At 64.0% G+C, this 22,790-nt stretch carries 19 protein-coding genes and 3 pseudogenes; 11 read left to right on the top strand and 11 right to left on the bottom strand.

The window, feature by feature from the left end:
* Both BF95_RS17015 and BF95_RS17010 read left to right on the top strand, forming a co-directional pair.
* Positions 1-306 (top strand): transposase (locus tag BF95_RS17015; protein ID WP_152542779.1); only part of this gene is annotated, 306 nt, incomplete at its 5' end.
* 280 nt (positions 307-586) lie between these two features.
* Positions 587-1,044: pseudogene (locus tag BF95_RS17010) on the top strand (transposase); the annotation flags it as partial.
* A gap of 40 nt (positions 1,045-1,084) precedes the next feature.
* Here the strand turns inward: BF95_RS17010 and istA are convergent.
* Together istA and BF95_RS17000 are read right to left on the bottom strand one after the other, a co-directional pair.
* Positions 1,085-1,903, bottom strand: a pseudogene (gene istA / locus BF95_RS17005) (IS21 family transposase); the annotation flags it as partial.
* A gap of 59 nt (positions 1,904-1,962) precedes the next feature.
* Positions 1,963-2,463, bottom strand: a complete 501-nt coding sequence (locus tag BF95_RS17000) for a helix-turn-helix domain-containing protein (RefSeq protein ID WP_051520082.1) — start codon at positions 2,461-2,463, stop codon at positions 1,963-1,965.
* 85 nt (positions 2,464-2,548) lie between these two features.
* On the opposite strand from BF95_RS17000, the pseudogene BF95_RS27455 reads away from it, so the two are divergent.
* A pseudogene (locus BF95_RS27455) lies at positions 2,549-2,710 on the top strand (aromatic ring-hydroxylating oxygenase subunit alpha); the annotation flags it as partial.
* A 136-nt stretch (positions 2,711-2,846) separates the two neighbouring features.
* On the opposite strand, the gene BF95_RS16995 reads toward BF95_RS27455, so the two are convergent.
* Positions 2,847-5,123, bottom strand: a complete 2,277-nt coding sequence (locus tag BF95_RS16995; RefSeq protein WP_043152824.1) for a TonB-dependent receptor — start codon at positions 5,121-5,123, stop codon at positions 2,847-2,849.
* 212 nt (positions 5,124-5,335) lie between these two features.
* Here BF95_RS16995 and BF95_RS16990 point away from each other — a divergent pair, with 212 nt between their 5' ends.
* From BF95_RS16990 to BF95_RS16970, 5 genes are read left to right on the top strand one after another with little or no spacing between them, the layout of a single operon-like run.
* The gene (locus BF95_RS16990; protein WP_043152822.1) at positions 5,336-6,406 is read left to right on the top strand and encodes a phosphotransferase; all 1,071 of its coding nucleotides are present in this window, start codon (positions 5,336-5,338) and stop codon (positions 6,404-6,406) included.
* Complete coding sequence (locus BF95_RS16985; protein ID WP_043152819.1) at positions 6,406-6,933, top strand: VOC family protein; 528 nt, start codon at positions 6,406-6,408, stop codon at positions 6,931-6,933. Before BF95_RS16990 ends, BF95_RS16985 begins: the two co-directional genes overlap by 1 nt.
* Positions 6,934-6,951: 18 nt before the next feature.
* A complete protein-coding gene (locus BF95_RS16980) occupies positions 6,952-8,115 on the top strand; it encodes an acyl-CoA dehydrogenase family protein (RefSeq protein ID WP_043152817.1) in 1,164 nt (387 codons plus the stop codon).
* A 23-nt stretch (positions 8,116-8,138) separates the two neighbouring features.
* Positions 8,139-9,767 (top strand): GMC family oxidoreductase, encoded by a 1,629-nt coding sequence (locus BF95_RS16975; protein ID WP_043152815.1) that lies wholly within the window; start codon positions 8,139-8,141, stop codon positions 9,765-9,767.
* Between the two features lie 2 nt (positions 9,768-9,769).
* Positions 9,770-10,774 carry an NADP-dependent oxidoreductase gene (locus tag BF95_RS16970; protein WP_235209814.1) on the top strand — a complete coding sequence of 335 codons (1,005 nt, stop codon included), beginning with the start codon at positions 9,770-9,772 and terminating at the stop codon, positions 10,772-10,774.
* 45 nt (positions 10,775-10,819) lie between these two features.
* Here BF95_RS16970 and BF95_RS16965 read toward each other — a convergent pair whose 3' ends face one another.
* The 4 genes from BF95_RS16965 to hemN form a co-directional block, all read right to left on the bottom strand.
* Positions 10,820-12,190: a class II 3-deoxy-7-phosphoheptulonate synthase gene (locus BF95_RS16965; protein WP_043152814.1), complete on the bottom strand. Its 1,371-nt coding sequence runs from the start codon at positions 12,188-12,190 to the stop codon at positions 10,820-10,822.
* Between the two features lie 127 nt (positions 12,191-12,317).
* Positions 12,318-12,680 (bottom strand): Rap1a/Tai family immunity protein, encoded by a 363-nt coding sequence (locus tag BF95_RS16960; RefSeq protein ID WP_043152813.1) that lies wholly within the window; start codon positions 12,678-12,680, stop codon positions 12,318-12,320.
* 100 nt (positions 12,681-12,780) lie between these two features.
* Entirely contained in the window at positions 12,781-12,996 is a 216-nt protein-coding gene (locus tag BF95_RS27450) for a hypothetical protein (RefSeq protein WP_152542777.1), read from the bottom strand.
* Positions 12,986-14,293 carry an oxygen-independent coproporphyrinogen III oxidase gene (hemN, locus tag BF95_RS16955; RefSeq protein WP_043152827.1) on the bottom strand — a complete coding sequence of 436 codons (1,308 nt, stop codon included), beginning with the start codon at positions 14,291-14,293 and terminating at the stop codon, positions 12,986-12,988. The genes BF95_RS27450 and hemN overlap by 11 nt, the downstream gene beginning before the upstream one ends.
* Before the next feature lie 126 nt (positions 14,294-14,419).
* Between hemN and BF95_RS16950 the strand changes: the two genes are divergently transcribed.
* The gene (locus BF95_RS16950; protein WP_043152811.1) at positions 14,420-15,082 is read left to right on the top strand and encodes an OmpW/AlkL family protein; all 663 of its coding nucleotides are present in this window, start codon (positions 14,420-14,422) and stop codon (positions 15,080-15,082) included.
* A gap of 120 nt (positions 15,083-15,202) precedes the next feature.
* On the opposite strand, the gene BF95_RS16945 is transcribed toward BF95_RS16950, so the two are convergent.
* From BF95_RS16945 to BF95_RS16935, 3 genes are all read right to left on the bottom strand, one after another.
* Positions 15,203-16,432 carry a YceI family protein gene (locus BF95_RS16945; protein WP_043152810.1) on the bottom strand — a complete coding sequence of 410 codons (1,230 nt, stop codon included), beginning with the start codon at positions 16,430-16,432 and terminating at the stop codon, positions 15,203-15,205.
* Between the two features lie 86 nt (positions 16,433-16,518).
* Entirely contained in the window at positions 16,519-17,865 is a 1,347-nt protein-coding gene (locus BF95_RS16940; RefSeq protein WP_043152809.1) for an alkaline phosphatase family protein, read from the bottom strand.
* 216 nt (positions 17,866-18,081) lie between these two features.
* Positions 18,082-20,388, bottom strand: a complete 2,307-nt coding sequence (locus BF95_RS16935) for a TonB-dependent receptor (protein ID WP_043152807.1) — start codon at positions 20,386-20,388, stop codon at positions 18,082-18,084.
* 257 nt (positions 20,389-20,645) lie between these two features.
* Here BF95_RS16935 and BF95_RS16930 point away from each other — a divergent pair, with 257 nt between their 5' ends.
* On the top strand, positions 20,646-21,083 hold the full coding sequence (locus tag BF95_RS16930) for an acyl-CoA thioesterase (RefSeq protein WP_043152805.1): 438 nt from the start codon (positions 20,646-20,648) through the stop codon (positions 21,081-21,083).
* Between the two features lie 3 nt (positions 21,084-21,086).
* Here BF95_RS16930 and BF95_RS16925 read toward each other — a convergent pair whose 3' ends face one another.
* Positions 21,087-21,482, bottom strand: coding sequence for a DUF983 domain-containing protein (locus tag BF95_RS16925; protein WP_043152803.1), 396 nt, complete (start codon positions 21,480-21,482; stop codon positions 21,087-21,089).
* A gap of 94 nt (positions 21,483-21,576) precedes the next feature.
* Between BF95_RS16925 and pabB the strand changes: the two genes are divergently transcribed.
* A complete protein-coding gene (pabB, locus tag BF95_RS16920; protein WP_043152801.1) occupies positions 21,577-22,752 on the top strand; it encodes an aminodeoxychorismate synthase component I in 1,176 nt (391 codons plus the stop codon).
* The last annotated feature ends 38 nt before the right edge of the window (positions 22,753-22,790 follow it).

Here is a 22,790-nt window from a genome sequence, read left to right as displayed (position 1 = left end):
TGGATGGGCCTGACACCAAAGGACCATTCTACCGGCGGCAAGGTTCGGCTTGGCATTATAACACGCGCCGGGGACGAACTGCTGCGAAGTGTGCTGGTGGCCGGTGCGACCGCGCTTCTACGGCATGTTCGAGCAGGAAAGGGCAACAATGCAAACGCCTGGCTACTTGAACTGCTCAAGCGCAAGCCGCCAAAGCTCGTTGCCGTGGCGGTTGCGAACAAGATTGCGCGCATTGCCTGGAAGCTCATGGTGACCGGCGAGCGCTACCGGGCAAACAGTATTCCGCTACGCGAGGTAGCGGCATAGAGCTTGGCGAAACAAGGGTGCTGATGTGCAAGAACCCGTGTTGAGCTAAGGCCTGAACTTGCAATAGAATGCGCAGATGGGATCGATCATTCCGGGCGTGAGACACTCCGTACGATGCAATGGCTACTCAATGCCGGAAACGTGTTTGGAACTCATGTGGCGGAAACCATCTTGGCCCGCGGTCATTTGCGGCTGCACCTTTGAGGCCGGACATATGAACGCAAGCGATCGGTCATAGTCTGTTAAATCTATTGTAAGGCGGAGGCCGTCCACATATGGCATCGTCCATTTACTCCGCAATTCCATGGACTTCGTATCCTGGAAGGACCGCAAAGGCCTGGCAACGGCGCTCAAGGAGATTTACCGCGCGCCCAGCGCTGATGCTGCACAGGTGGCACTCACCGAATTCGAGGCCGGTCCCTGGGGTCAGCGTTACCCGGCTATTGGCCAGAGCTGGCGTCGCGCCTGGGCTGAGGTCATTCCGTTCTTTGCGTTTCCTGACGACGTCCGCAGGATCATATATACGACAAACGCCATCGAGGCTTTGAACTCGAGCTGCGCAGAGCCGTCAGAGCAAGGGGGCATTTCCCCAGTGACGATGCCGCAACCAAGCTGCTCTATCTGATCTTGAACAGGTCGGAGAAAGAGTGGAAGAAGCCGCCTCGTGAATGGACGATGGCAAAGGCACAATTCGCCGTCATCTTCGGCGAACGTTTCATCAAGGCCATGGCGGCCTGATGATCAACCGCCCGGTCACACACGGAAATCCTGACAGTCCCAGGGGCTGCAATACCGCACGCTCGGCGTCTATGCGTGGGCCGTTGCGCCGGTTCTTGCGGCTGACGACTTCGTCGATGAAGTGCCGGTAACTCGCCAGATCATCGAAGTCTCGCGAACCACGCATCAGCAGCGCGTCCTTTATTGCTGCCTTCAAATGCCCTTGCGGGCTCTCGATCCCGCCATTCTCATGGGCAACGCCGCGGTTGTTGCGCGTCGGCGTCATGCCATAATGTTCGCACAGCGCGTCATATCGAAGCGTCAGATCTTGCCGGGCATCAGCGCCCAAGTTGCGAAACGCGGCCGACAGGCTATCGCTGCGATGCTCAACCGAGGCACCGCCGACGGCCCACAGGGCGTTTTGTAACCCTTCTGCAAGCGCGACATAGCTCTCGCCGCCCAGAATGACATGGACGTGTTCAAAGCCCGACCATATCAGCCGAAAATGGTAGAGGCGATGATCGAGCGCCACGCCGACGATCGTTACGTGCTCATCGTTCATCTCGGTGAAGTCCGACAGGCCAAGCCGTCCCGGCTCATGCACCTGCCGGAAGATCACTTCCTGCTCGGGACCATGGATCGCCCGCCATGTTCGGATCCGTCGCTCCAATGTGCGTCGAATGCGCCCATCAAGCTCAGGGTGACGGCGACATATCTCCTCGAAAATTGCCACTGAACGCAAACCAGGCGCAGCCTGGAGCATGGGGACCACATCCTCGTCGTCGAAGATCCCGGCTAACGGGTCCGGGCGTCGCCGCTCTCGCTGGACCTGCCTTTGCCCGCCGGTGCCGGCGCGAGACCGCAATCGAAGCGGCGTCGACTACATGGCTGGTGACCCAAACCGACTCTGAGCTCCCTCAGACCGCTATCCAACTCTCATCATGGAATCTTTTTGAAGTCCTCCATCGCATATTCGTTCTGGGCATGGTGACGTGGGCGTGCCGTCAATTTGACATAGCCCAGCTTTTTCAATTCTCGCCCTACGGTCGTTTCCGTCAGAGAAACCCCAAATTCGTCATGAAGCCACCGCGCCAGGTCGATCAGCCGCCAACGCACAACTCCATGGATCGCTGGTATCGGTCCACTTTCAACGACCTCCGCGAGCGCTTGGCGCTGGGTATCATTCAGCAAGGGCGGCTTGCCTGGGGCCTTGCCGTCAAGGAGACCCGCTGGACCTCGGGCGTTGAACCGCACCACCCAATCCCGCACGATCTGCAGGGTCACTCCGCCGATGCGCGCGGCATCGCTGCGGTTCGCGCCATCATAGATTTCCGCCAAAGCTAGCAGTCGGCGTCCCTGGTTCGCGCTCTTTGTCGTCCGCGCCAGTCGCCTCAAGCCCGCTGCATCAAAGTCGTCTCGCAATCCAATCGCTGCACCCATGACAATGCCCTCCAACCCGAAGACATAGATTCATAGTTTCGCCGCTTTGGGAATCCCCCACGTGAGTCAGCATCACGGACGGATGGTATTAGGCGACGTGTTCGAGCAGGATATGGAAAATCTGCCTTATGTGCAGACGGGCCTGAAGGCGTCGCTCAACGACAAGGTGCAGCTGGCCAACTATCAGGAAATCCAGATCCGCCAGTTCCAGAACACGATCATGAAATATATCAACGGCGATCTGTAACGCCGGATTGATTGGATGATGGGGCGTCGGCGTTGTGGCTCCGACGCCCCTTCTTTGTGCCTGAGGGCGGAGCGGCAGCCGAAAGAAAGGCCGGGGATTGCGCCCCGGCCTTTGGCTTTTCAGACTGTCGCAGGGATCAGAATTTGATACCCAGCGTCGCGCCATAGGTGCGCGGTTCGCGCGCCGTGCCGAAGGAGAACAGGCCTCCAACGGTGAAGCCATGAGTGGGACCACGATCATTGGCGAGGTTGCGGCCGAACAGCGTCAGGCGGGCTTCGGTGCTGCCCAGTTCGAACTTGGTGGTCACGCTGGCATCGACCAGTCCCTGCTTGTCCGTGCGCACGCGCGGGTCGTTGCCATTGACGATGATCGGGCCGTTGGTCAGGTCGCCCGAGATCGGACCGAGCGAGATCTGCTGATCATAAGCGCCGATATAGCGATAGCTCAGGTTCGCGATGACTTCGCCAAAGCTGGTGGGCATGGTGTAGTCGGCCGCGAGCGACGCGGTCATGTTCGGATTGTAGATGAGATTGTTGCGCGAATAGTCATAAGGCACGACCGCGCCCGATACGGGCGAAATGCCCCCGACGATGAAGTCCTTGAACTTGGAATCAAGCAGGCCCATCGAGCCGGTGATCGTCAGTTGCGACGTCGGACGCGCGGTGAAATCGAACTCCAGGCCCTTGATCTTGGCCGAACCGACGTTCGACGTGATCGTCTCGTTCCCGGTTGCGCAGGATGGGCAGCTCAATGTGTTGTTCTGGTGCAGATCCTTGTAGCTGGAGTAGAAGGCCGCGACGTTGAACTGCAACTTGCGGTCGAACAGGTCGAACTTGCCGCCGAGTTCGAAGCTGTCGACCACTTCGGGCTGATAGGCGATGCCGGCGCTCGCCGCCGTGCCGGCGCGCGGCGAGAAGCCGCCCGACCGGTAACCCTGCGACCAGCTACCATAGAGCATCACATCATCGTTCGGTCGGAAATCGACGCCGACCTTGGGCGTGAATTTCTTGAACGTGTCGGTGCCACGGCCGATTTCGATGCCGCCGAAACTATTGTCGAGCGACTTTTTGTCGCGGGTGAAGCGACCGCCGAAGGACAGGCGCCATTGGTCGGCAAAGGCCCAGTTGAAATCGCCGAAGACGGCGACGGACTTGGTCTTGCCGTTCACGACCTGCGGGTTGGTGTCGAAGATTTCAGGATCGATGGTCGGTGCGAAGCCGAAGACGCGACTATATTGGGTCAGGCGATATTCGGAGCTGAAATAGAAGAGGCCAACGACATAGTCGAAACTGTCGCTGAACTTGCCGGCGGCGCGCAGTTCCTGGCTCCACTGTTCATAATCCTGCAAGCGCCGGACATAATAGAGGTCGGTGGACGAACCGTCGAAATCCTGCGTCTGGTTCTCGCGCGAATCGCGCCAGCCGGTGACCGAGGTCAGTTTGACGTCGCCCGCGTCATAGTTCATTTCCAGCGTCGCTGCGGGCGCGGAATAGTTGGTTTCATTGGCTTGGCCGAACACGGTGTAAAGGTCGCCGCGGTTGTTCCGGTTGCATTCGACCGCTGGGATCAGGCCGCAAAAGGCTTCGCCGGTCTGGGTCAGGTTGGAGACGACCGGGTCGGATTTCTGGATCTGCTTTTCCAGCGTGAAGAGGGCATCGAACCCACTGTCCTTCGGCGCGAACAGGATCGAGCCGCCGAAATTCTCATTATTGCCAAAACCCCGGCGTTCGCCGGTCTGCCCCTGGCGATACCAGCCGTCGGTTTCGTTGTGGAAGTAGAAGAGTTTGGCGCCGATGCTGCCGTCGCTGGACAAGGGCGCGTTGACCACCGCGCGGGTCGCGAGCGTGTTGAACTTGCCGTAGGAGACTTCCATCTTGCCGCCGAACTCGCCGGTCGGGCGGGTGCGACGGATGTTGATGACGCCGCCGATCGTGTTGCGGCCGAATAGCGTGCCTTGCGGGCCGCGCAGCACTTCGATCTGCTCGATGTCGAAAAAGTCGAAGAATTGCCCGGTGCTGGTGCCGATGAAGACGCCGTCGACCACGACGCCGACGGTCGGCTCCTGCGATTTTTCGACGTCGGCATAGGTCAGGCCACGGATGGCGAGGTTCGCGGCGGCTGCGCCCGCATTCTGATTGGTGATCAGCAGGTTGGGAACGCCGCCCGTCAGGTCGCCGATATTCACCGCCGCCTTGTTTTCCAGCATGGCCGCATTGACGGCCGTGATCGCGACCGGCGTGTCCTGCAGGCTTTCCTCGCGGCGCCGGGCCGTGACGATGATGGCGTTGGGGTCGATCGCCTGGGCATCCGCCTGGGGCTGGGCGGTCTGGTCCTGGGCCATGGCGGGCATGGCCCATAATAGCGTGCTGCCAAGTGCCAGCATGACTGGACGGACCAAAGGCTTCCTTTGCATATACTCTCCCCTATTGTGCGTTCTTTACGGCGCGTGACGAAATGGCTGCTTGCTGCGGCTTCGTTTCACCGTGCGGAATGCGCTATTTCCTGTGTCTTGCTAACTGCGATTTTCGAGAGGTCAGGCGCGCACCTGAAATAAAGGAGAGGGGACAAGCCCGGCCTGACGCCCCATGGCATCAGGGAAGAGGCAGCGCAGGAGAGGATGAGGCCGTGAGCGAGGACCGGCAGGAGCGATTCGGAGGAACCGGTGCGGTGCGCGCGGGCCATGGGTTCGACGTCGCGGCGCTCGATGCATGGATGCACGCCCATGTCGCTGGCTATGCGGGGCCGCTGTCGGTGGAACAGTTTAAGGGCGGCCAGTCCAACCCCACCTATCGACTGCTGACGCCAACGCGCGCCTATGTGCTGCGCCGCAAGCCCCCCGGCGCGCTCTTGCCCGGTGCCCATGCGGTGGAGCGGGAATATCGGGTGCTGGCGGCGCTGGGGCAGGCGGGCTTCCCGGTCGCGCCTGTCCATGGGCTGTGCGAGGATGCGGGGGTCATCGGCACGCCCTTCTATGTCATGGACATGGTGGAGGGGCGCATCTTCTGGGATTCGACTCTGCCTGCGCTGACGTCGCAGGAGCGGCCCATCTATTTCGACGCGATGAACGCAGCGATCGCGCAGTTGCACGGGATCGACCCTGAGGCGATCGGCCTTGGCGATTATGGCAAGCCGGGCAGCTATTTCGCGCGGCAGATCGCGCGTTGGTCGCGGCAATATCGCGAGGATGAAGCGGCGGGGCGGAATGAGGATATGGACTGGCTGGCCGACTGGCTGCCGGGACAGATTTCCGCAGGCGATGAGACGACCATCGTCCATGGCGATTTCCGCGCCGACAATATGATCTGGCATCCCACGGAACCGCGCATCCTGGCGGTGCTGGATTGGGAATTGTCGACGCTGGGCCATCCGCTGGCGGACTTCACCTATCATCTGATGATGTACCACCTGCCGCCGCACATCATCGGCGGGTTCAAGGGTGCGGACTTGGTGGCGCTGAACATTCCGTCGCAGGCGGACTATGTCGCGGCCTATTGCGCGCGGACCGGGCGGGACGGGATCGACAATCTGCCCTTCTACCTTGCCTTCAACATGTTTCGGTTCGCGGCGATCATCCATGGCATCAAGGGGCGGATGGCGCGGGGCACGGCATCGTCGCCCGAAGCGCAGTCGCTGGTCGATACCCTGCCCGAACTGGCGGCGATCGGGCGGCGGACGGCCCAGGGACAAGGCCGTTGATGAACCGCCTGGCGATCCGGCAACTGGCCTATTTCGTGCCGGACGTGCGCGTTGCCGCATTGGCGCATCATCGGCTCCACGGGTCCGGCCCCTATTTCATTGCGGATCATATCCCGCTGCGGCGCTGCGTGCATCGCGGAGTGGAGCGGCCGCTCGACCATAGCTCCGCCTATGGTCAGTGGGGCGACCTGATGATCGAGTTCGTTCAGCAAAATGGGGAAGGGCCGTCCGCCTTTCGCGACATGTTTGCGCAGCCCGGTGCGCAGGGACTGCACCATGTCGCATTGTTCGTCGATGATGTGGATGCGGCGATCGGCGATTTCGCGGCGGCGGGCCATGATCTCGCTTGCCGGGCGGAGATGAACGACGGTTTTGTCTTCGCCTTTGTCGATACGGTCGCGGCGCAAGGGCATATGACCGAACTCTATGCGCCGGTGCCGCAACTGACCGGCTTTTACGCCATGGTGGCGCGGGCCGCGCAGGATTTCGACGGGACCGACCCGCTGCGCCCGATCCAGTTCAACTGATCCAAGAGGATAAGAGCCATGTTCAGTACGCCGCGCGCGCAGGAAATAGCCGATCGGGTCGAGGCATTCGTCCGTACCGTCGTCGCGCCATATGAAGGCGATCCGCGCTGCGGCTTTCACGGGCCGAGCGATGAACTGGTGATGGAATTGCGCGAGAAGGCGCGGGCGGCGGGCGTGCTGACACCGCATGTCCTGCCTGACGGATCGCACCTGACCCAGCGCGAGACAGCCACCGTGCTGATCAAGTCGGGCCTGTCGCCGCTGGGGCCGCTCGCCTGCAACACGATGGCCCCGGACGAGGGCAATATGTATCTGCTCGGCAAGGTCGGCACGGCCGAGCAGAAGGCGCATTTCCTTGCCCCCTTACTGGACGGGCGGGGGCGGTCCGCTTTCTTCATGACCGAGCCGGCGGCCGATGGCGGTGCGGGGTCGGACCCGTCGATGATGCAGACGACCTGCGTGCCCGATGGCAATCATTGGGTGATCAACGGGCGCAAGGCGTTCATCACCGGCGCGCAGGGGGCGATGGTCGGGATCGTCATGGCAAAGTCCGATGACGGGGCCTGCATGTTCCTGGTGGACCTGCCCGATCCGGCGATCCGCATCGAACGGGTGCTGGACACGATCGACAGTTCGATGCCCGGTGGCCATGCGATCGTGACGATCGACAATCTGCGCGTGCCCGCTGACCAGATGCTGGGGCAGAGCGGCGAGGGTTTCAAATATGCGCAGATCCGCCTGTCGCCTGCGCGGCTGTCGCACTGCATGCGCTGGTTGGGCGGGTGCATCCGCGCGCAGGAGATTGCGGCGGACTATGCCTGCCGCCGGATGGCGTTCGGCAAGCCGCTGGTCGATCATGAGGGCGTCGGCTTCATGCTGGCGGAAAATCTGATCGATATCCAACAAAGCGAATTGATGATCGATTGGTGCGCCAACGTGCTGGACGGCGGATCGCTCGGCACCGTCGAAAGCTCGATGGCGAAGGTGGCCGTGTCCGAGGCGCTGATGCGAATCGCCGACAAATGCGTGCAGGTGATGGGCGGCACGGGCGTCACCGGCGACACCATCGTCGAGCAGATCTTCCGCGAGGTCCGCGCCTTCCGCATCTATGACGGGCCGACCGAAGTCCATAAATGGAGCCTGGCCAAGAAGATCAAGCGCGACCATCGCGACAAGGCCTGAACCCACAGCGCAGAGGAGCAATCATGGCCGACCTGCCCGAACGGTTCGACTATATCATCATCGGTGCGGGATCGACCGGCTGCGTGCTGGCCGAGCAGCTGTCCGCTGATCCGCGCAACCGGGTGCTGCTGGTCGAGGCAGGCGGGCCGGACCGGTCGCCGCTGATCGCCATGCCCAAGGGGATTGCGAAGCTGGTGTCCAACCCGGCGCATATCTGGGCCTATCCGGTCGCCCAGCCGCGCCGCCCGGACGAACCGGCGCAGGAGATGTGGATCAGGGGCAAGGGGCTGGGCGGATCGTCGGCGATCAACGGCATGATCTGGAGCCGGGGCGAGCCGCAGGATTATGACGATTGGGAAGCGGCGGGCGCGACCGGGTGGAATGCCGGGTCGATGGTCTCGGCCTTTCGCGCCATCGAGGATCATGGGCTGGGCGGGAGCGCGCTGCGCGGCGAAGGCGGCCCGGTGCATGTGACGCCGCGCACCTATCGCTATCCGCTGGCCGAGCGGCTGATCGCGGCGGGCGAACAGATGGGTCTGCCGCGTACCGACGACCTCAACAGCGTGGTCGGCGGACGGGTTGGCTATTATTGCCACAATATCCGCAAAGGGCGGCGCGAGAGCGGGGCCAAGGTGTTTCTGCGTCCGGCGATGAAGCGCGGCAATTTCACGGTGATGACCGACACGCTGCTGCGCCATGTGCGGCTGTCCAATGGCCGGGCGGTCGGGGTCGAGTTGGTGAATGCGGAGTGCGGGCCGCTCAGCGTGGATTGCGATGGCGAGGTGATCGTCTGCGCCGGGACGATCGAAAGCCCGCAGATCCTGCAACGGTCGGGGATCGGCGATGGCGATGCGCTGGCCGCCAGCGGGATCGCGGTGCGGCATCATAATCCCCATGTCGGGCGGCACATGCTGGAGCATCTGTCCTACTCCATGCCGTTCCGCTTGCAGCGGAACAGCGGCATTCAGGGGCGCTATCAGGGGCTGGGGCTGATGGCGTCGGTGGCGCGCTATTATCTGCGGCGGGACGGGCCGATGGCGACGGGACCGTTCGAGGTGGGGGCGTTCCTGTCCACCGGGGTCACGGGGCCGCGCACCGACCTGCAGCTATACCTCAGCGGCTATATGTTTGCGCTGGGCGATGCGAATGATGCCGTGCCGCTCGGCAACATCGACAAGCGGCCCGGCCTGACCGTGTCGGGCAGCCTGCTGCGCCAGAGCAGCGAGGGGGAAGTGCAGGCGCGGGGGCGCGAGCCGGGGGACGGCGTGGCGATCACGCCCAACTGGCTGTACAGCGAAGCGGACAAGGGTTCGGCGATTGCGGCGATCCGGCTGATGCGCGCTTATGTGGGGCAGGCGGCGCTGGCGGGCGATGTCGGCGAGGAATTGATCCCCGGCGCGGCGGTGCAGGATGACGATGCGCTGCTGGAGAGTTTCCGGTCACTGTCGACCAGTGGATTGCATGGCGTGGGGACGTGCCGGATGGGCGCGGCGGGCGATGCGGTGGTCGATCCGGCGTTGAAGGTTCATGGGGTAGAGGGGCTGCGCGTTGCCGATTGTTCGGTGATGCCGCGTCTCATTAGCGGCAATACCAATGCGCCCGCCATGGCGCTGGGCTGGCGGGCGGCGCATATCATTTTGGGCAAGGCGTGACGATGGAGAAGGCGATGATGCGGCAATGGCAATTGGCGGACCGGCCGATCGGGCGCGCGCTGGCCGATGGCGACTTTCGCCTAGCCGACGTGCCAATGCCGGTGGCGGGCGAAGGCGAGATGCTGCTGGCGGTGCGCTGGCTGGGTTTCGAGCCCGCGCAAAAGGGGTGGATGGAGAATTTCGGTGGCTATGTCGCCCCCATCGAGCTGGGTGATGTGATGCGCGGCATGGGCGTCGCGGAGGTGGTCGAGAGCCGCGATGGCCGCTGGCCGGTCGGCACGATGGTTGCGGGCATGACCGGCTGGACCGAATATCTGGTGAGCGATGGCGAGGGCTTCGATATCTGCCATCCCGACCTGCCGCCCCATGCGATGCTGGGCGTGCTGGGGATACCGGGCCTGACCGCCTGGCACGGCTTTCACGCGATCGGCCGCCCGGTGGCGGGCGATGTCGTGGTGGTGTCCGGTGCGGCCGGGGCGACGGGATCGGTCGCGGGGCAATTGGCCAAGGTTGCGGGCTGCCATGTCATTGGCATTGCGGGCGGGGCGGAAAAATGCGCCTGGCTGACGCAGGAGGCCGGGTTCGATGCGGCGATCGACTATCGCGAGGGCAAGGTCGCGGCGCAGCTCAAGGCGCTGGCCCCCAAGGGGTGCGACATCGTCTATGACAATGTCGGCGGCGTGGTGCTGGACGCAATGCTCGCGCGGCTGGCGATCGGCGCGCGGGTGGTGCTGTGCGGCGGGATCAGCCGTTATGAACAGGGCGGCGAGATTGCCGGGCCGGGCAATTATTTCAACCTGATCCTGCGCCGGGCAAAGATGGAAGGGTTCATCATCCTGGACGAGCAGCCACGCTGGGGCGCGATGCGCGATCGACTGGCGGCGCTCGTGCTGGCGGGGCGGCTGCAATGGCAGGTCGATGAGCAGCAGGGGTTCGAAGCGGCCCCGGCGGCGCTGGCGCGGCTGTTCACGGGGGCGAACCGGGGGAAGCAGATCGTGAAGCTCTGAGCGAGGCCCGGCACCGAAATTCTATGATCCGGTGCCGGGTAATCCTCATGCCGCCGCGCGGCGTTCCTTCAACTCTTCATTCAGCATTTCGGCCAGCAGGAAGGCCAGCTCCAGGCTCTGCGCCGCGTTCAAGCGCGGGTCGCAATGGGTGTGGTAGCGGTCGGCGAGGCCTTCGTCGGTGATGGCGATGGCGCCGCCGGTGCATTCGGTCACATTCTGGCCGGTCATTTCCGCATGGATGCCGCCGCCGAAGCTGCCTTCCGCGCGGTGGACGGCGAAGAAGCCGCGCACTTCGGCCAGGATGCGGTCAAAGGGCCGCGTCTTATAGCCATTGGCGGCCTTGACGACATTGCCGTGCATCGGGTCGCACGACCAGATGACCGGATGGCCTTCACGCATCACGGCGCGGACCAGCTTGGGCAGGCCCGCCTCGATCTTGTCATGGCCATAGCGGGTGATGAGCGTGATCCGGCCAGCTTCGCGCGCGGGGTTCAGCGTGTCGAGCAGGCGCAGCAGCGCGTCCGGCTCCAGGCTGGGGCCGCATTTCAGGCCGATCGGATTGCCGATGCCGCGCAGATATTCGACATGGGCCGACCCTTCGAAGCGGGTGCGGTCGCCGATCCACAGCATATGCGCCGACGTGTCGTACCAGTCGCCGGTCAGGCTGTCCTGCCGCGTCAGCGCCTGTTCGAATGGCAGCAGTAGCGCTTCATGGCTGGTGTAGAAGCTGGTCCCGCCAAGCTGCGGCACGGTTTCCGCCGACAGGCCGCAGGCACGCATGAAGTCGAGCGCCTGGCCGATCTGGTCAGCCATTTGTTCGAACTTCGCGGCCCAGGGTGACCGGCCCATGAAATCGAGCATCCAGCCATGCACACGGTCGAGGCTGGCATAGCCGCCGGTCGAGAAGGCGCGCAGCAGGTTGAGCGTGGCCGCCGACTGGTTATAGGCCTGCACCATCCGCTGCGGGTCCGGCTCGCGGCCCTGCGCGGTGAAGGCGATGTCGTTGACATTGTCGCCGCGATAGCTGGGCAGTTCGACGCCATCTATGACTTCAGTGTCGGCCGAGCGCGGCTTGGCGAACTGACCCGCCATGCGGCCTACCTTCACCACCGGCAGCTTCGACGCGAAGGTCAGGACGACCGCCATCTGCAGCAGCACGCGGAACGTGTCGCGGATATTGTTCGGGTGGAATTCCGCGAAGCTTTCCGCGCAGTCGCCGCCCTGCAACAGGAAGGCGTCACCCGTCACCACCTTGGCGAGATCCGCCTTCAGATTGCGGGCTTCGCCTGCAAAGACGAGCGGCGGAAACTGGCCAAGCTGTGCCTCCACGGCGGCCAGAGCCTCCGCATTACGATAGGCGGGCATCTGGATGCCCTTGTGTGCGCGCCAGCTATCCGGCGTCCATTTCGCCGCCACGACGAGTCTCCTACATGAACCAAAAAAACAGGGGCCGCACCTACGCCGCTGCGACCTTCAAGGCAAGTTTATAGCAGTCGGATGGCCGCGCTGCGCAATGATCCTTTCGATCAGTGTGATCGATCGGCTATTTTTGGCAAGGATAGCGGTCGTTTAGCGCAACGCTGACCAGCACGGAGGCGGGGGTTCGCCGCTGGTCGGGCCAGCGTTCGAGATAGCCGACCACGGTGCGGCGCGCGTCGTCCGCGCTCATCCTGTCAGGCCAGCAGACCTGTCGCCCGCGCCCGATGAACAGATCCTTGCGGATGCCATCGACGACGCCGACGATGTAGGCGGTGCAGGCAAGGCCATATTCGGGCGCCTTGTTACGGCATTTGGCGAGCAGGCTGGTGCCGCTTTCGAACATGAATGCGCCGCCGCCGGGCTGGGCGGCCGGTGCGGGGGACGTGGCAAACAAAAGGAAGGGCAGGGCAAGGAAGGGCGCGCGCATGATGGCGGGGCATCCTGTGGATAAGGGGCGATGGGCGTGACCATGGCGCGGCCTTCCGGGCCTGTCCAGACGACCCGGCGCGGCTTAGCCACCATCCGGCTCAGCCAGGTTCTCGCTGCTCCTGGCGGCGGCATCCAGTCATGAGGTGGCAAGCGATGTCGTGGCGGCTGGGTCCGGGCTGGGGCAGCCAGGGCGGCACCCACTGGCCTGCCAGTCCAGCGCCGCAATACCAGGGCGAACTGGCGTCCGCGCTGGTCAATGGCGCGTTGAGGAACAGGCACACCAGCGTGCTGGCGACGGCTGCGCTAGACCGCATGGCTGAACCGCGTTTCGACGGGCTCCAGATAAGCATCGAAGCAGGCGGCGATGCTGCGCGCATAGGGGAGCGCGTCGGGGGTCAACCGCAGACGACCTGGGCGTTGTTCGACCAGTCCGCGTTGTTCGAAGGGGGCGAGGTCGGGTTGGGGATCGTCGGCGTCCAGATGCGCTTCGCCCTGGCACAGCAGGGCTTCGATAATGCGCCCGCGACGTTGGTCTTGCGCGGTGCGGACGAGGCCGCGCGCGGTGGCGAGCTGGCCGGCTTCTATCGCGGTGCGCCAGGGGCCGGCCTGTTTCGCATTCTGGACGATCAGGTCGGGGAATTGGCTGATGGCGCTGGCCCCCATGCCGATCAATATTTGCGCGGGATCATCGTTGAAGCCCTGGAAATTGCGGCGCAGGCGCCCCTGCGCGGCGGACAGCGCCATGCCGTCGCCGGGCAGGGCGAAATGGTCGAAGCCGATCGCGCGATAGCCCGCCTGCGTCAGCGCATCATGGCCCATGGCGGCCATCGCGAAGCGCTGCGCTACATCGGGGAGGTCGCTGGCGTCGATCCGGCGCTGACGCGGCAGCAGGCGCGGCATATGGGCATAGCCGAACAGGGCGATGCGCGCAGGCGCGAGGCGGATGGTGGCATCGATCGTGGCGGACAGATCGTCCATGCTCTGGCCGGGCAGGCCGTACATAAGGTCGAAGCCGGTGGCGACGCCTGCCTGGTCCAGTCGGGCCACCGCGCGCTCGACCATGTCGAGCGGCTGGATGCGGCCGATGCGCGTCTGGACATGCGGGCTGAAGGTCTGGACGCCCAGATTGACGCGATCGACCCCCATGGCGGCCATCGCATCAATCCAGTCCGCGTCCAGGCGGCGCGGGTCCAACTCGACCGAAAGCTCGGCATGATGGGCGTCGAAGCAGCGCAACAATTGCTGCATCAGCCGGATGAAATCGACGAGCGGCAGCGAATTGGGGCTGCCCCCGCCAAAGGCGATGCGCGTCACCCTGCCGCGTCCGTTCAGCCGGGCAGCGATCAGCGCGACTTCGCGCTCCAGCGCCTCGACATAGGCGGTCAGCCGTTGCGCCTTGTTGGCCGCGCCGGTGTTGCAGCCGCAATACCAGCAGATGTCGTGGCAATAGGGGATGTGGACATAGAGCGAGATCGGCGTGTCGGGGGCGAGCGCGTCCAGCCGCTGGCCCATCTCCGCCGCGCCGACGCAATCGGTGAACTGGGCAGCGGTGGGATAGCTGGTGTAGCGCGGCACCGGCCGGGCGAGCAGGTCAGGATGATAGGTCCACATGGGCTGGGTGATCGCAGCAAGTCGCTCGCACTGCATTGCGCCAGATCAAATTGCAGCTTGCGCACCGTCAATGCCGCGCCGTGCCGGATGCGGCAGAGCGCTCCCTACAAGAAAGGGAGATTTATCATGACCATCAAGACCATCCTGCTCGGCACGGCCTGCGCCGCCGCTGCCATGGCCGCCCCGGCGCAGGCCGCGCAGGGCGACGTGCTCGTCCGGCTGCGCGGCATCATGGTCGCGCCCAATGAAAAGAGCGGCAGCGTGCTGCCGGGCTTTCCGGGCGAAAAGGTGAAGGTGAACAACACCATCACACCGGAAATCGACATCACTTACATGGCGACCGAACATATCGGTTTCGAACTGATCGCCGCGACCAGCCGCCATACGGTGAGCGGCAAGACCGGGACCACCGGATCGCTGGGCAAGCTGGCGGCGACCAACGCGCTGCCACCGACGCTGACGGTGCAATATCATTTTGCGCCGGGCAGCAAGATCCGGCCCTATATCGGTGCGGGGGTGAACTATACGCTGTTCTTCAACAATGATGCGTCCAGCGCGTTGGAAGGCGCGGTCGGCAAGACGAAGGTGCATCTGTCCGACAGCGTCGGCTGGGCCGGGCAGGCGGGCGTCGATATCGACCTGAACGAGAAAATGTTCCTGAACTTCGACGTCAAATATATCGACATCGACACGAAGGCGCGGCTGACCACGGCGGCGGCAGGGGTGCAGCGGGTGAAGGTGAGCCTCGACCCGTGGGTGTTCGGCGTGGGTGTCGGGATGCGGTTTTAGGGCTGTCTGCCCTAGCATCCACCATCAAGCCCGTTCGGGCTGAGCCTGTCGAAGCCCTGCACTTTCTTTCAAGAAGGAAGGCCCCCTTCGACAGGCGCAGGGCGAACGGAGGAGAGTAGTTTATGGCTTCCGCTTCGCCGTGAAGGCGAAGGTCACCGTTACATTGGGGGCCAGACTGCCGCTGCTGTCGCCATTGCCAACGTCGAAGGCGGCGCGGGCGATGGTGGCGGTGCCGCTTACCTTGCGGGTCGGGCCGTCGCCGGACAGGGTGAAGCGGATGGTCTGGGGTTTGCTGACGCCCTTGAGGCTAAGCCTGCCGCTGGCGCGATAGGCGTTCGCCCCCGTTTGCTCCGCGCCCTTGGCGGTGAAGGTCGCGGTGGGGTGGCTGGCGACGGCGAAGAATTCGTCGCCCGGCAGCATTCCGTCCTGATAAGCGTCGCCGACGCTGGCGCTGGCCATGTCGATCGATACGCGGATGTCGGCGGTTTCGGGATGGTCGGGGTCCATGACGATCGCGGCGGTCCATTTGGCGAAGCTGCCGCTGATCGTCTGGCCATCATTGCCGACCGCAAAGCCGATGCGACCGCCGGGCTGCACGGTCCAGCCGGGGGGCGGGCCGACGGGTTCTTCTTCCTTCTCGGCAACCATTTCATTGGCGACGGCGCTATTGTCCGGTTCGGTGACATTGATGGCGGCCTCCGGGGCCGTTGCTTCCGGCTCTGGGGCGGCTGGTGCTGCTGCGGCCGTAACGGGTTCAGCCGCTGGCAGGATCACGCGCCCCAGTGCAAAGCCGAGCAGGATCAGCGCGGGCAGTCCGACCAGCAGCGCGGTCGAGCGGTTGGGGATCATCCGCCAGATGAGACCATCGCGCATCAGCAGATGATGGCGCAGCGCGCCCGCGACATGGAGCAGTATGAGCGCGATACCGAGCCAGGCGATCAGGCCATGGCCACCTTCGGCCAAGTCATGCGCGGACGCGGGCAGCGGCAAATGGGGCAGGGGGATGATCCCGAAAATCAGGGTCGGCACCTTGACCTTGGCGGTCGAGACGAGCGCCCAGCCGGTCAGCGGCGCGCCCAGCATGAAGGCATAGAGGCCGCCATGCACGGTCGAAGCCAAGGCGCCCTGCCAGCCGCCCTCCAGTTTTGCCGGGCGCGGCTTCCAATAGCGGATGCCGATCCGCAGCAGCGTGAGCGCGAGGATGGCGATGCCGACCGACTTGTGCAGTTGATAGAGCGCAAAGCCGCGCGCGCCCAGTTCCTCCAGCGCCCAGCCGACGCTGATCTGAAAGGCGAGCAGGGCGGCGATCGCCCAGTGCAGGATGATGGCGGCAAGGCTGTAGCGCGGCATGGGAACCCCCGGAACGATGAACCGGGGTGAAAGCTATGTCGCCTGCGCAATGAAGTCCATTGCGCGCCGCGAAACGCTGCGTTGCCTTATGGCTTGAGGTCGATCGCGGCCTTGTCCGCGTCGGGCAGCGTGGTGCCCATGATGGCGGCCAGCGTCGGTGCGATGGCGCGCATGTCGATCGTGCCCAGATTCTTGCCGCGCGGCACGCCCTTGCCCATCAGCAGGAAGCTCGCCTGCAGGTTGGCGGGGCCGGGGAAATAGCCGTGCATGCCCTTGACCGAACTGCGCGCGCGTACCGGCACGGTGGGGCCGCGATAAATGTCGGTGACGAAGCCGGGGGCGAGGTTGAGCATGAAGGTCGCTTGCGGATTGCCGCCGATCGCGGCGGTCTGCGCCTTGTCTGCCACCTGCGCGATGCCATTGGCAGGATTGGCGGCCAAGGTGTCGAGCAGCGTCTTCACCTGCGCCGTCAGTGCCGCATCGTCGGGCCGGGCCAGCATGATCGCGGCCGATCCGCCCGAAATCCAGGGCATGGCCAGCCAGGAGGCGACCTTGCCATCGGTGCCGACGGTGATCAGTCCGGCATCGATGAAGGGGCGATAGAGGTTGATGGCGGTATGCGTCGCTTCGAACCCATGGTCGCTGACGACCGCGACGACGGCGTCTGGATGCGCCTGCATTTCCGCCGCCACGAGATCGCCGACGATGGCGTCGATCTTTTCCAGCACGGCCTTGGCGGCCGGGCTGTCAGGGCCGCTCGCATGTTCCTCATGGTCGAGCGCGGCGAAATAGACGGTCAGGAATTGCGGCTTGTGCGCGGCGATGAGCGCGCTGGCGAATTGGCCTCGCAGTTGGTCGCCGCTCAGGCTTTCGTCGATGCCCATCGCATAGGGCTGGCCGACCTTCGCCGCCAGTTCGGCCGCCAGCCCCGGCGTCGCCAGCGCGTCGAGCAATTTGGCGTCGTCGCCATGGCCGGTGTGCCAGATTTGCGGCAGGTTCCAGGTCACGCCCTTGGGCGCGACGCTGACCGGCCAGTGGATATTGCCGGTGGAGAGGCCCGCCTTGGTCGCGGCCTCCCACAGGGTCGGCACCTTGATGTCGGGGGCGTACCAGTACCAGCCGCCCTGGTTGATCCCGGTGGGATCGAAACTGTTATTGGCGACGATGCCGTGTTTCGCGGGCGATACGCCGGTCATCAGCGTCGTGTGGCTGGGATAGGTCAGCGTCGGGGCGACCCCGGTGACGCCGGAGGCATGCGCGCCGTCGGTCAGGAAGCGGCGCAGATTGGGAATGGCAAGGCCGCGCTTCTGCGCTTCGATCAAGTCGCCAGGCCGTAGCCCGTCGATCGAGATCAGCAGCACCGGCTCCGCCAGCGCCGTGCCAGGAAGAAAGGCGGCAAGGGCGGTGGCGAGCAGAAGCGCGGCTTTGGTCATGGGTAAGGTGTCCTTCTTGAGCCCCTGGCTGAAGAGGAGCGGTGATCCATATTGGCCCCTCCCCATTGAGGGGGAGGTTGGGTGGGGGTGTACTGCCGCTTGCGCAGACGCTCGGCTTGGCCTCGCTCCCCCTCCCCTYKATCGGAGGCACGTGACTCCGATCAACCTCCCCGCCGGGGACGGGAGATAAGTCACAGCCTTCCCGCTTATATTACGTCAGAACCCAGCCTTCACCGTGGCGAAGAATTGCTGGGGCGCGCCGACCAGCAGCGTCTGGGCGTCGCCGCTATTGCCAAAGCCGCCCGAACCGATGGTGCCGACATAGCGTTTGTCGAACAGGTTGGTCGCGTTGAACTGCACTTCGACCTTGTCGGTGAAGCGGTAGCCGAGCGAGGCGTCGACGATCAGACGACCGGGGACCGAAGCATCGTTGGTGTAGCTGTAGTAGCGACGCGACATATAGTTGAGGCCGACGCGGAAGAAGCGCTTGTCGTCGTCATAGTTGAATTCGCCGCGCGCCATATGTTCGGGGCTGTCCACTACGGTCTTGCCCTCGATCGCCGCGACCACGTCGCCATTGCCGTTCACGACATCGTCGCGATAGGTGGCGTCGGTGTAGCTGTAGCTGGCATAGACGCCAAAGCCGCCGCCCAGTTTCAGGTCGCCCGCCGCTTCGACGCCGATGGCGCGGACGCCGCCGACATTCTGGAGCGCGGAGGGGTTGCCCTGGATCGCCGATCCGACCTGCACCGCCAGCAGGCGGTTGCGGAAGTGGACGAGATAGGCACCCAGCGTGCCGTTGAACATCGGCGTGTTGTAGCGCAGGCCGAGTTCATAGGTGTCCGATGCTTCGGGCTTCAGATCATCCTTGATGGCGTCGAAACCGACCTGGTTGGTCGAGAAGGGGCCGGTCGTGGTCGCGCTGGCAAAGGCGCGGGTGACTTGCGTGAAACCGCCAAAAACTTCCGCTTCTGGGCTGATTTCCAGCGCGAAGCCGGCATGGGGCTGGAACCAGTCTTCCGCTTCGATCTTGCCTTCGGGGAAAGTCGCCTGAACGATGGCTTCGGCTTCGTTCGTGACCTTGAAGCCCTTCCAGCCCAGGTTGATCGTCACCATGCCGAGGTCGATCTTGTCCTGGACATGATATTGGAAGGTGTCGGTGGTGAAGTCGAATTCCCACTGGGTAGCAAAGGGGTCCGTGGGATAGTCGCGGAAATAGCGACCGGGTTCCGTCCGGCTCGCAAAGGCGTAGAAGCGGCGGGCCTGGTTGAACTTATTATTCTCATACCATGCGCCGACGCTCAGATTCTGAACACCGATCGCGAAATCGACGCTGCCGAACGCGCCGATACGGTCCATGTCATATTCGGTCGTGCGCATCGACATGGGCACGCCATTGGGGCTGCGGACATAGGGTGTGCCCCACAGACCCATGCCGCTGTTGTTGTGGTAATAGCCCTTGAGCTTCAGATTGGCCTGCTCGCCGAGCGGGGTGGTGAAGCCGATCGCGCCCAGCCAATCCTTGCGCAGGCCCGCCGCGTCATAATAGGCATCGTCGGCGCTGGTGACGTTGCCGGGATAGACCTGGCCGCCGGCGGTCGGTGCGCCGCTATAGTCGAACAAGCCGTCGGGGAAGGGCGACCCGCCGCTGTTGCTGATGAGATCGACGTCGTTCAGACGGTCGGCATAGTCGATCGCGCGGGCATAGTCGGGATAGGCATTGTCCCAGTCCCAACCGAGGCGGTTGATCATGCCCATCGACATGTCCTGATAATCCTGTTCACGGCGATCGGAGTAGCTCAGCCAGCCGTCGATCTTGGCGTCGCCGATGGGGATAATGACCTTGGCATTGCCCATATGCTGGTCCTGAACGCCAGTGCCCTTATATTTGTCGGTCGAACCATAGCCGTAGGACACATAGCCGCGAATGCCGTCGGCGCTGCCAAGGTTGATCCGGCCGAAGGCACGCATCGTGTCGTTGCTGCCATAGGTGAGATTGCCCTGCGCGCCGAAGCTGTCAGCCGGGTCCATCGAGAAGGTTTCGACGGTGCCGCCAAGGTTGCCGGTCGCCTGCGTGCCAAGCGAACCCGCGCCCTGCGACACGCGCACGCTGCCGATATTTTCGCTGCTGATCGCGCGGGTGATGTGCAGGCCGTTATGGTTGCCATAGCTCATGTCGCCGAGCGGAATGCCGTCGAAGGTGAAGCCGAGCTGGTTCTGGTTGAAGCTGCGGATGGTGATGCGCTGCGACCATTCATAATTGCCGAACGGGTCGGCCGACTGGAAGTTGACGCTGGGCAGCTTTTCGATCGCCTTGAGCGGATTGGTGCCCGGCGTCAGCACGACGATGTCGCGGGCCTTGATTTCCTGCACCTGGCGCGTTTCACCACGGCCAAAGACGATGATCTCTTCCCCTTCCACGGCCGCCGCGGCGGCGGGGACGGCGAGCAAGGCCGTCTGGGCAAAGGCGGGTGTGCTGGCCAGCATGGTGGAGGCAAGCAGCAAGGCTGTGGCAGGACGCATGTGAATTTTCCCCCTTGGAAAAACCGGTAACCGGCTCGGCGGGGCCGTAAGCGCGCGGTGTTGCAGCGCGATGAGAGATGGTTGACGTATCGGAGACGAAACGATGACAGTTTTACGGTGATTTTCGCAATATGTGCAAAACCGCCAGTTTCATTGTGTCATAAAGGTCGCACTGCGCCCAATTTCGCCGGTGCGATTGCATCACGGGCCAGCCCGGCTATGGCATTGCCAGTGTAGTTTTAGAGGAACATCAGGACATGGCCAAACCCGAATCCTGGCGATTCACTCCAGAAGCCTATCGCTTCGTCACCAGCATCGACACGCGGTTCCAGGATCTCGACACGATGGGTCACATCAATAATGTGGCGATATCGGGCATATTCGAAACCGCGCGCATTCGCTTTCACCATCATCTGGGCCGCCATCCGCAGGAGCAGGGCGTCCGCTGGCTGGTCGCCGCGGTGCAGTTGAATTTCATCGAGGAATCGCATTTCCCCTATCCGTTCGAAGTCCATTGCGCGATCGGCCATATCGGCCGGACCAGCTGGACGATCAGTTCGGCGGGTTTTCAGAAGGGCGTGTGCGTCGCGACCTGCGACACCACGGTCGTCACCCATGGTGCGGAAGGGCGTCGCGAGATTGACGAAACGCTGCGCGAGGCGATGGAGCGCAATTTCCTGCGCCACCCGGAGTAAGGTTTACCGGAACCCCGCCATCCGTCGCGTCCATTGGAAGGCGATGACGCCGCCCTTGACCGGCTGGATCATCGCCACCGCCAGCAGGAACGCCAGCGTCGGCCAGATTGCCGCCTGCCACCCCAGCGGAATGGCGAAAGCGCTGTTCACTTCGATCATCAGCGGCACCAATATATGGCCGAGCAGCAGGATGACGATATAGGATGGAAAATCATCCGCCTGATGCAGATCCCAGCGCTGGCCGCAGTGGGCGCAGGCGGGGACGGGTTTGAGGAAGTGGGCGAACAGACGGCCCTCGCCGCAGGCCGGGCAGCGGCCTCGCACCGCCAACGCAAGCGCTGGTCCCAGCGGGCGCGCCGTGACGGCATCGGGTGCGGGATCGGGGAGAGGGTTGGTCATGGCCGCATGGGGTAGGGCGTTCGTTGCGCTGCTGCAAGGACACTGCACCTTGGATCGGCCTTTCGTCGCGCGCAAAGCCTGTTAAGACACGCCCATGCGTCTTCCTGGCCCGACCGAAATCTTTGCTCTGTTCGATGATGCCCGGCTGCGCGATCCCGCGCCCGCGCGCCTCTATCGCGATCCCGTGTCGGTCATCACCGCCCATCGGATGGAGGAGGTGCAGCCAGCGCTTGATCGCATCGCGGATGCACGCGAGGCGGGGCTGCATGTCGCGGGCTATATGACCTATGAAGCGGGGCTGGCGCTGGAGGAACGATTGGCGCCGATCGGCTGTCGGCACGATCAGCGGTCCGACGGCGCGCCGCTGCTTTGGTTCGGCCTGTTCGAAGGGGTGCGGCTGATCCCGCCGGGCACGCTGCCCGCGATGCTGCCCGACCCGACCGGCGCGCAGGTCGGCCCGTTGCGGCCGATGGTGGAGGCGGCGGACTATCGCGTCGCCTTCAACGCGGTGCAGGATTATATCCGCGCAGGGGATATCTATCAGGCCAACCTGACCTTCCCCTGCTATGTGCCGCTGACCGGCGATCCGATGGCGCTCTATGCCGCCGTCCGGCCGCGCGCGGCGGCGGGCTATGGCGGGGTGATCCGCACTGGCGACCATGCGCTGCTATCCTTTTCGCCCGAACTCTTCTTTACCCAGGTGCGCGGCCAACTGACCGCCCGGCCCATGAAGGGGACGGCAGTGCGCGATGCCGATCCGCAGCGGGATGCGGAACTGGCGCGCTGGCTTGCCACCGATCCCAAGCAGCGGGCGGAAAATCTGATGATCGTCGACTTGTTGCGCAACGACCTGTCGCGGGTCTCGCGCGCGGGCAGCGTGATCGTGCCGGACCTCTTCAAGGTGGAGAGTTTCCCTACCGTCCATCAGCTTGTGTCGACCGTGCGCGCGCGCATCCTGCCCGGCCTGTCCCCGGTCGATGTGCTGCGCATCCTTTTCCCGTGCGGGTCGATCACCGGCGCGCCCAAGGTGCGGGCGATGGAGATCATCGATGCGGTCGAACCCCACGGGCGCGGCGTCTATACCGGCACGATGGGCTGGATCGACCCGGAGGGCGATGCCGCCTTCAATGTCGCGATACGGACCCTGTGCGTCGAGGAAGGCAGCGGCGTCGGCCGCTTGGGCCTTGGTTCGGGCGTCGTCGCGGATTCGCAGGTCGATTCGGAATGGGCCGAATGCTTGGCCAAGGGGCGCTTTCTTGTCCCGGCCTGACCTCTCCGGCTTGACTTCATGGTCGGCAAAGGCTTGGA

Origin of the sequence: Sphingobium sp. Ant17, from assembly GCF_000588875.1 — a bacterium.
In the GTDB taxonomy this organism is placed as follows: domain Bacteria; phylum Pseudomonadota; class Alphaproteobacteria; order Sphingomonadales; family Sphingomonadaceae; genus Sphingobium.
This window is presented reverse-complemented; position numbering and strand designations above follow the sequence as displayed.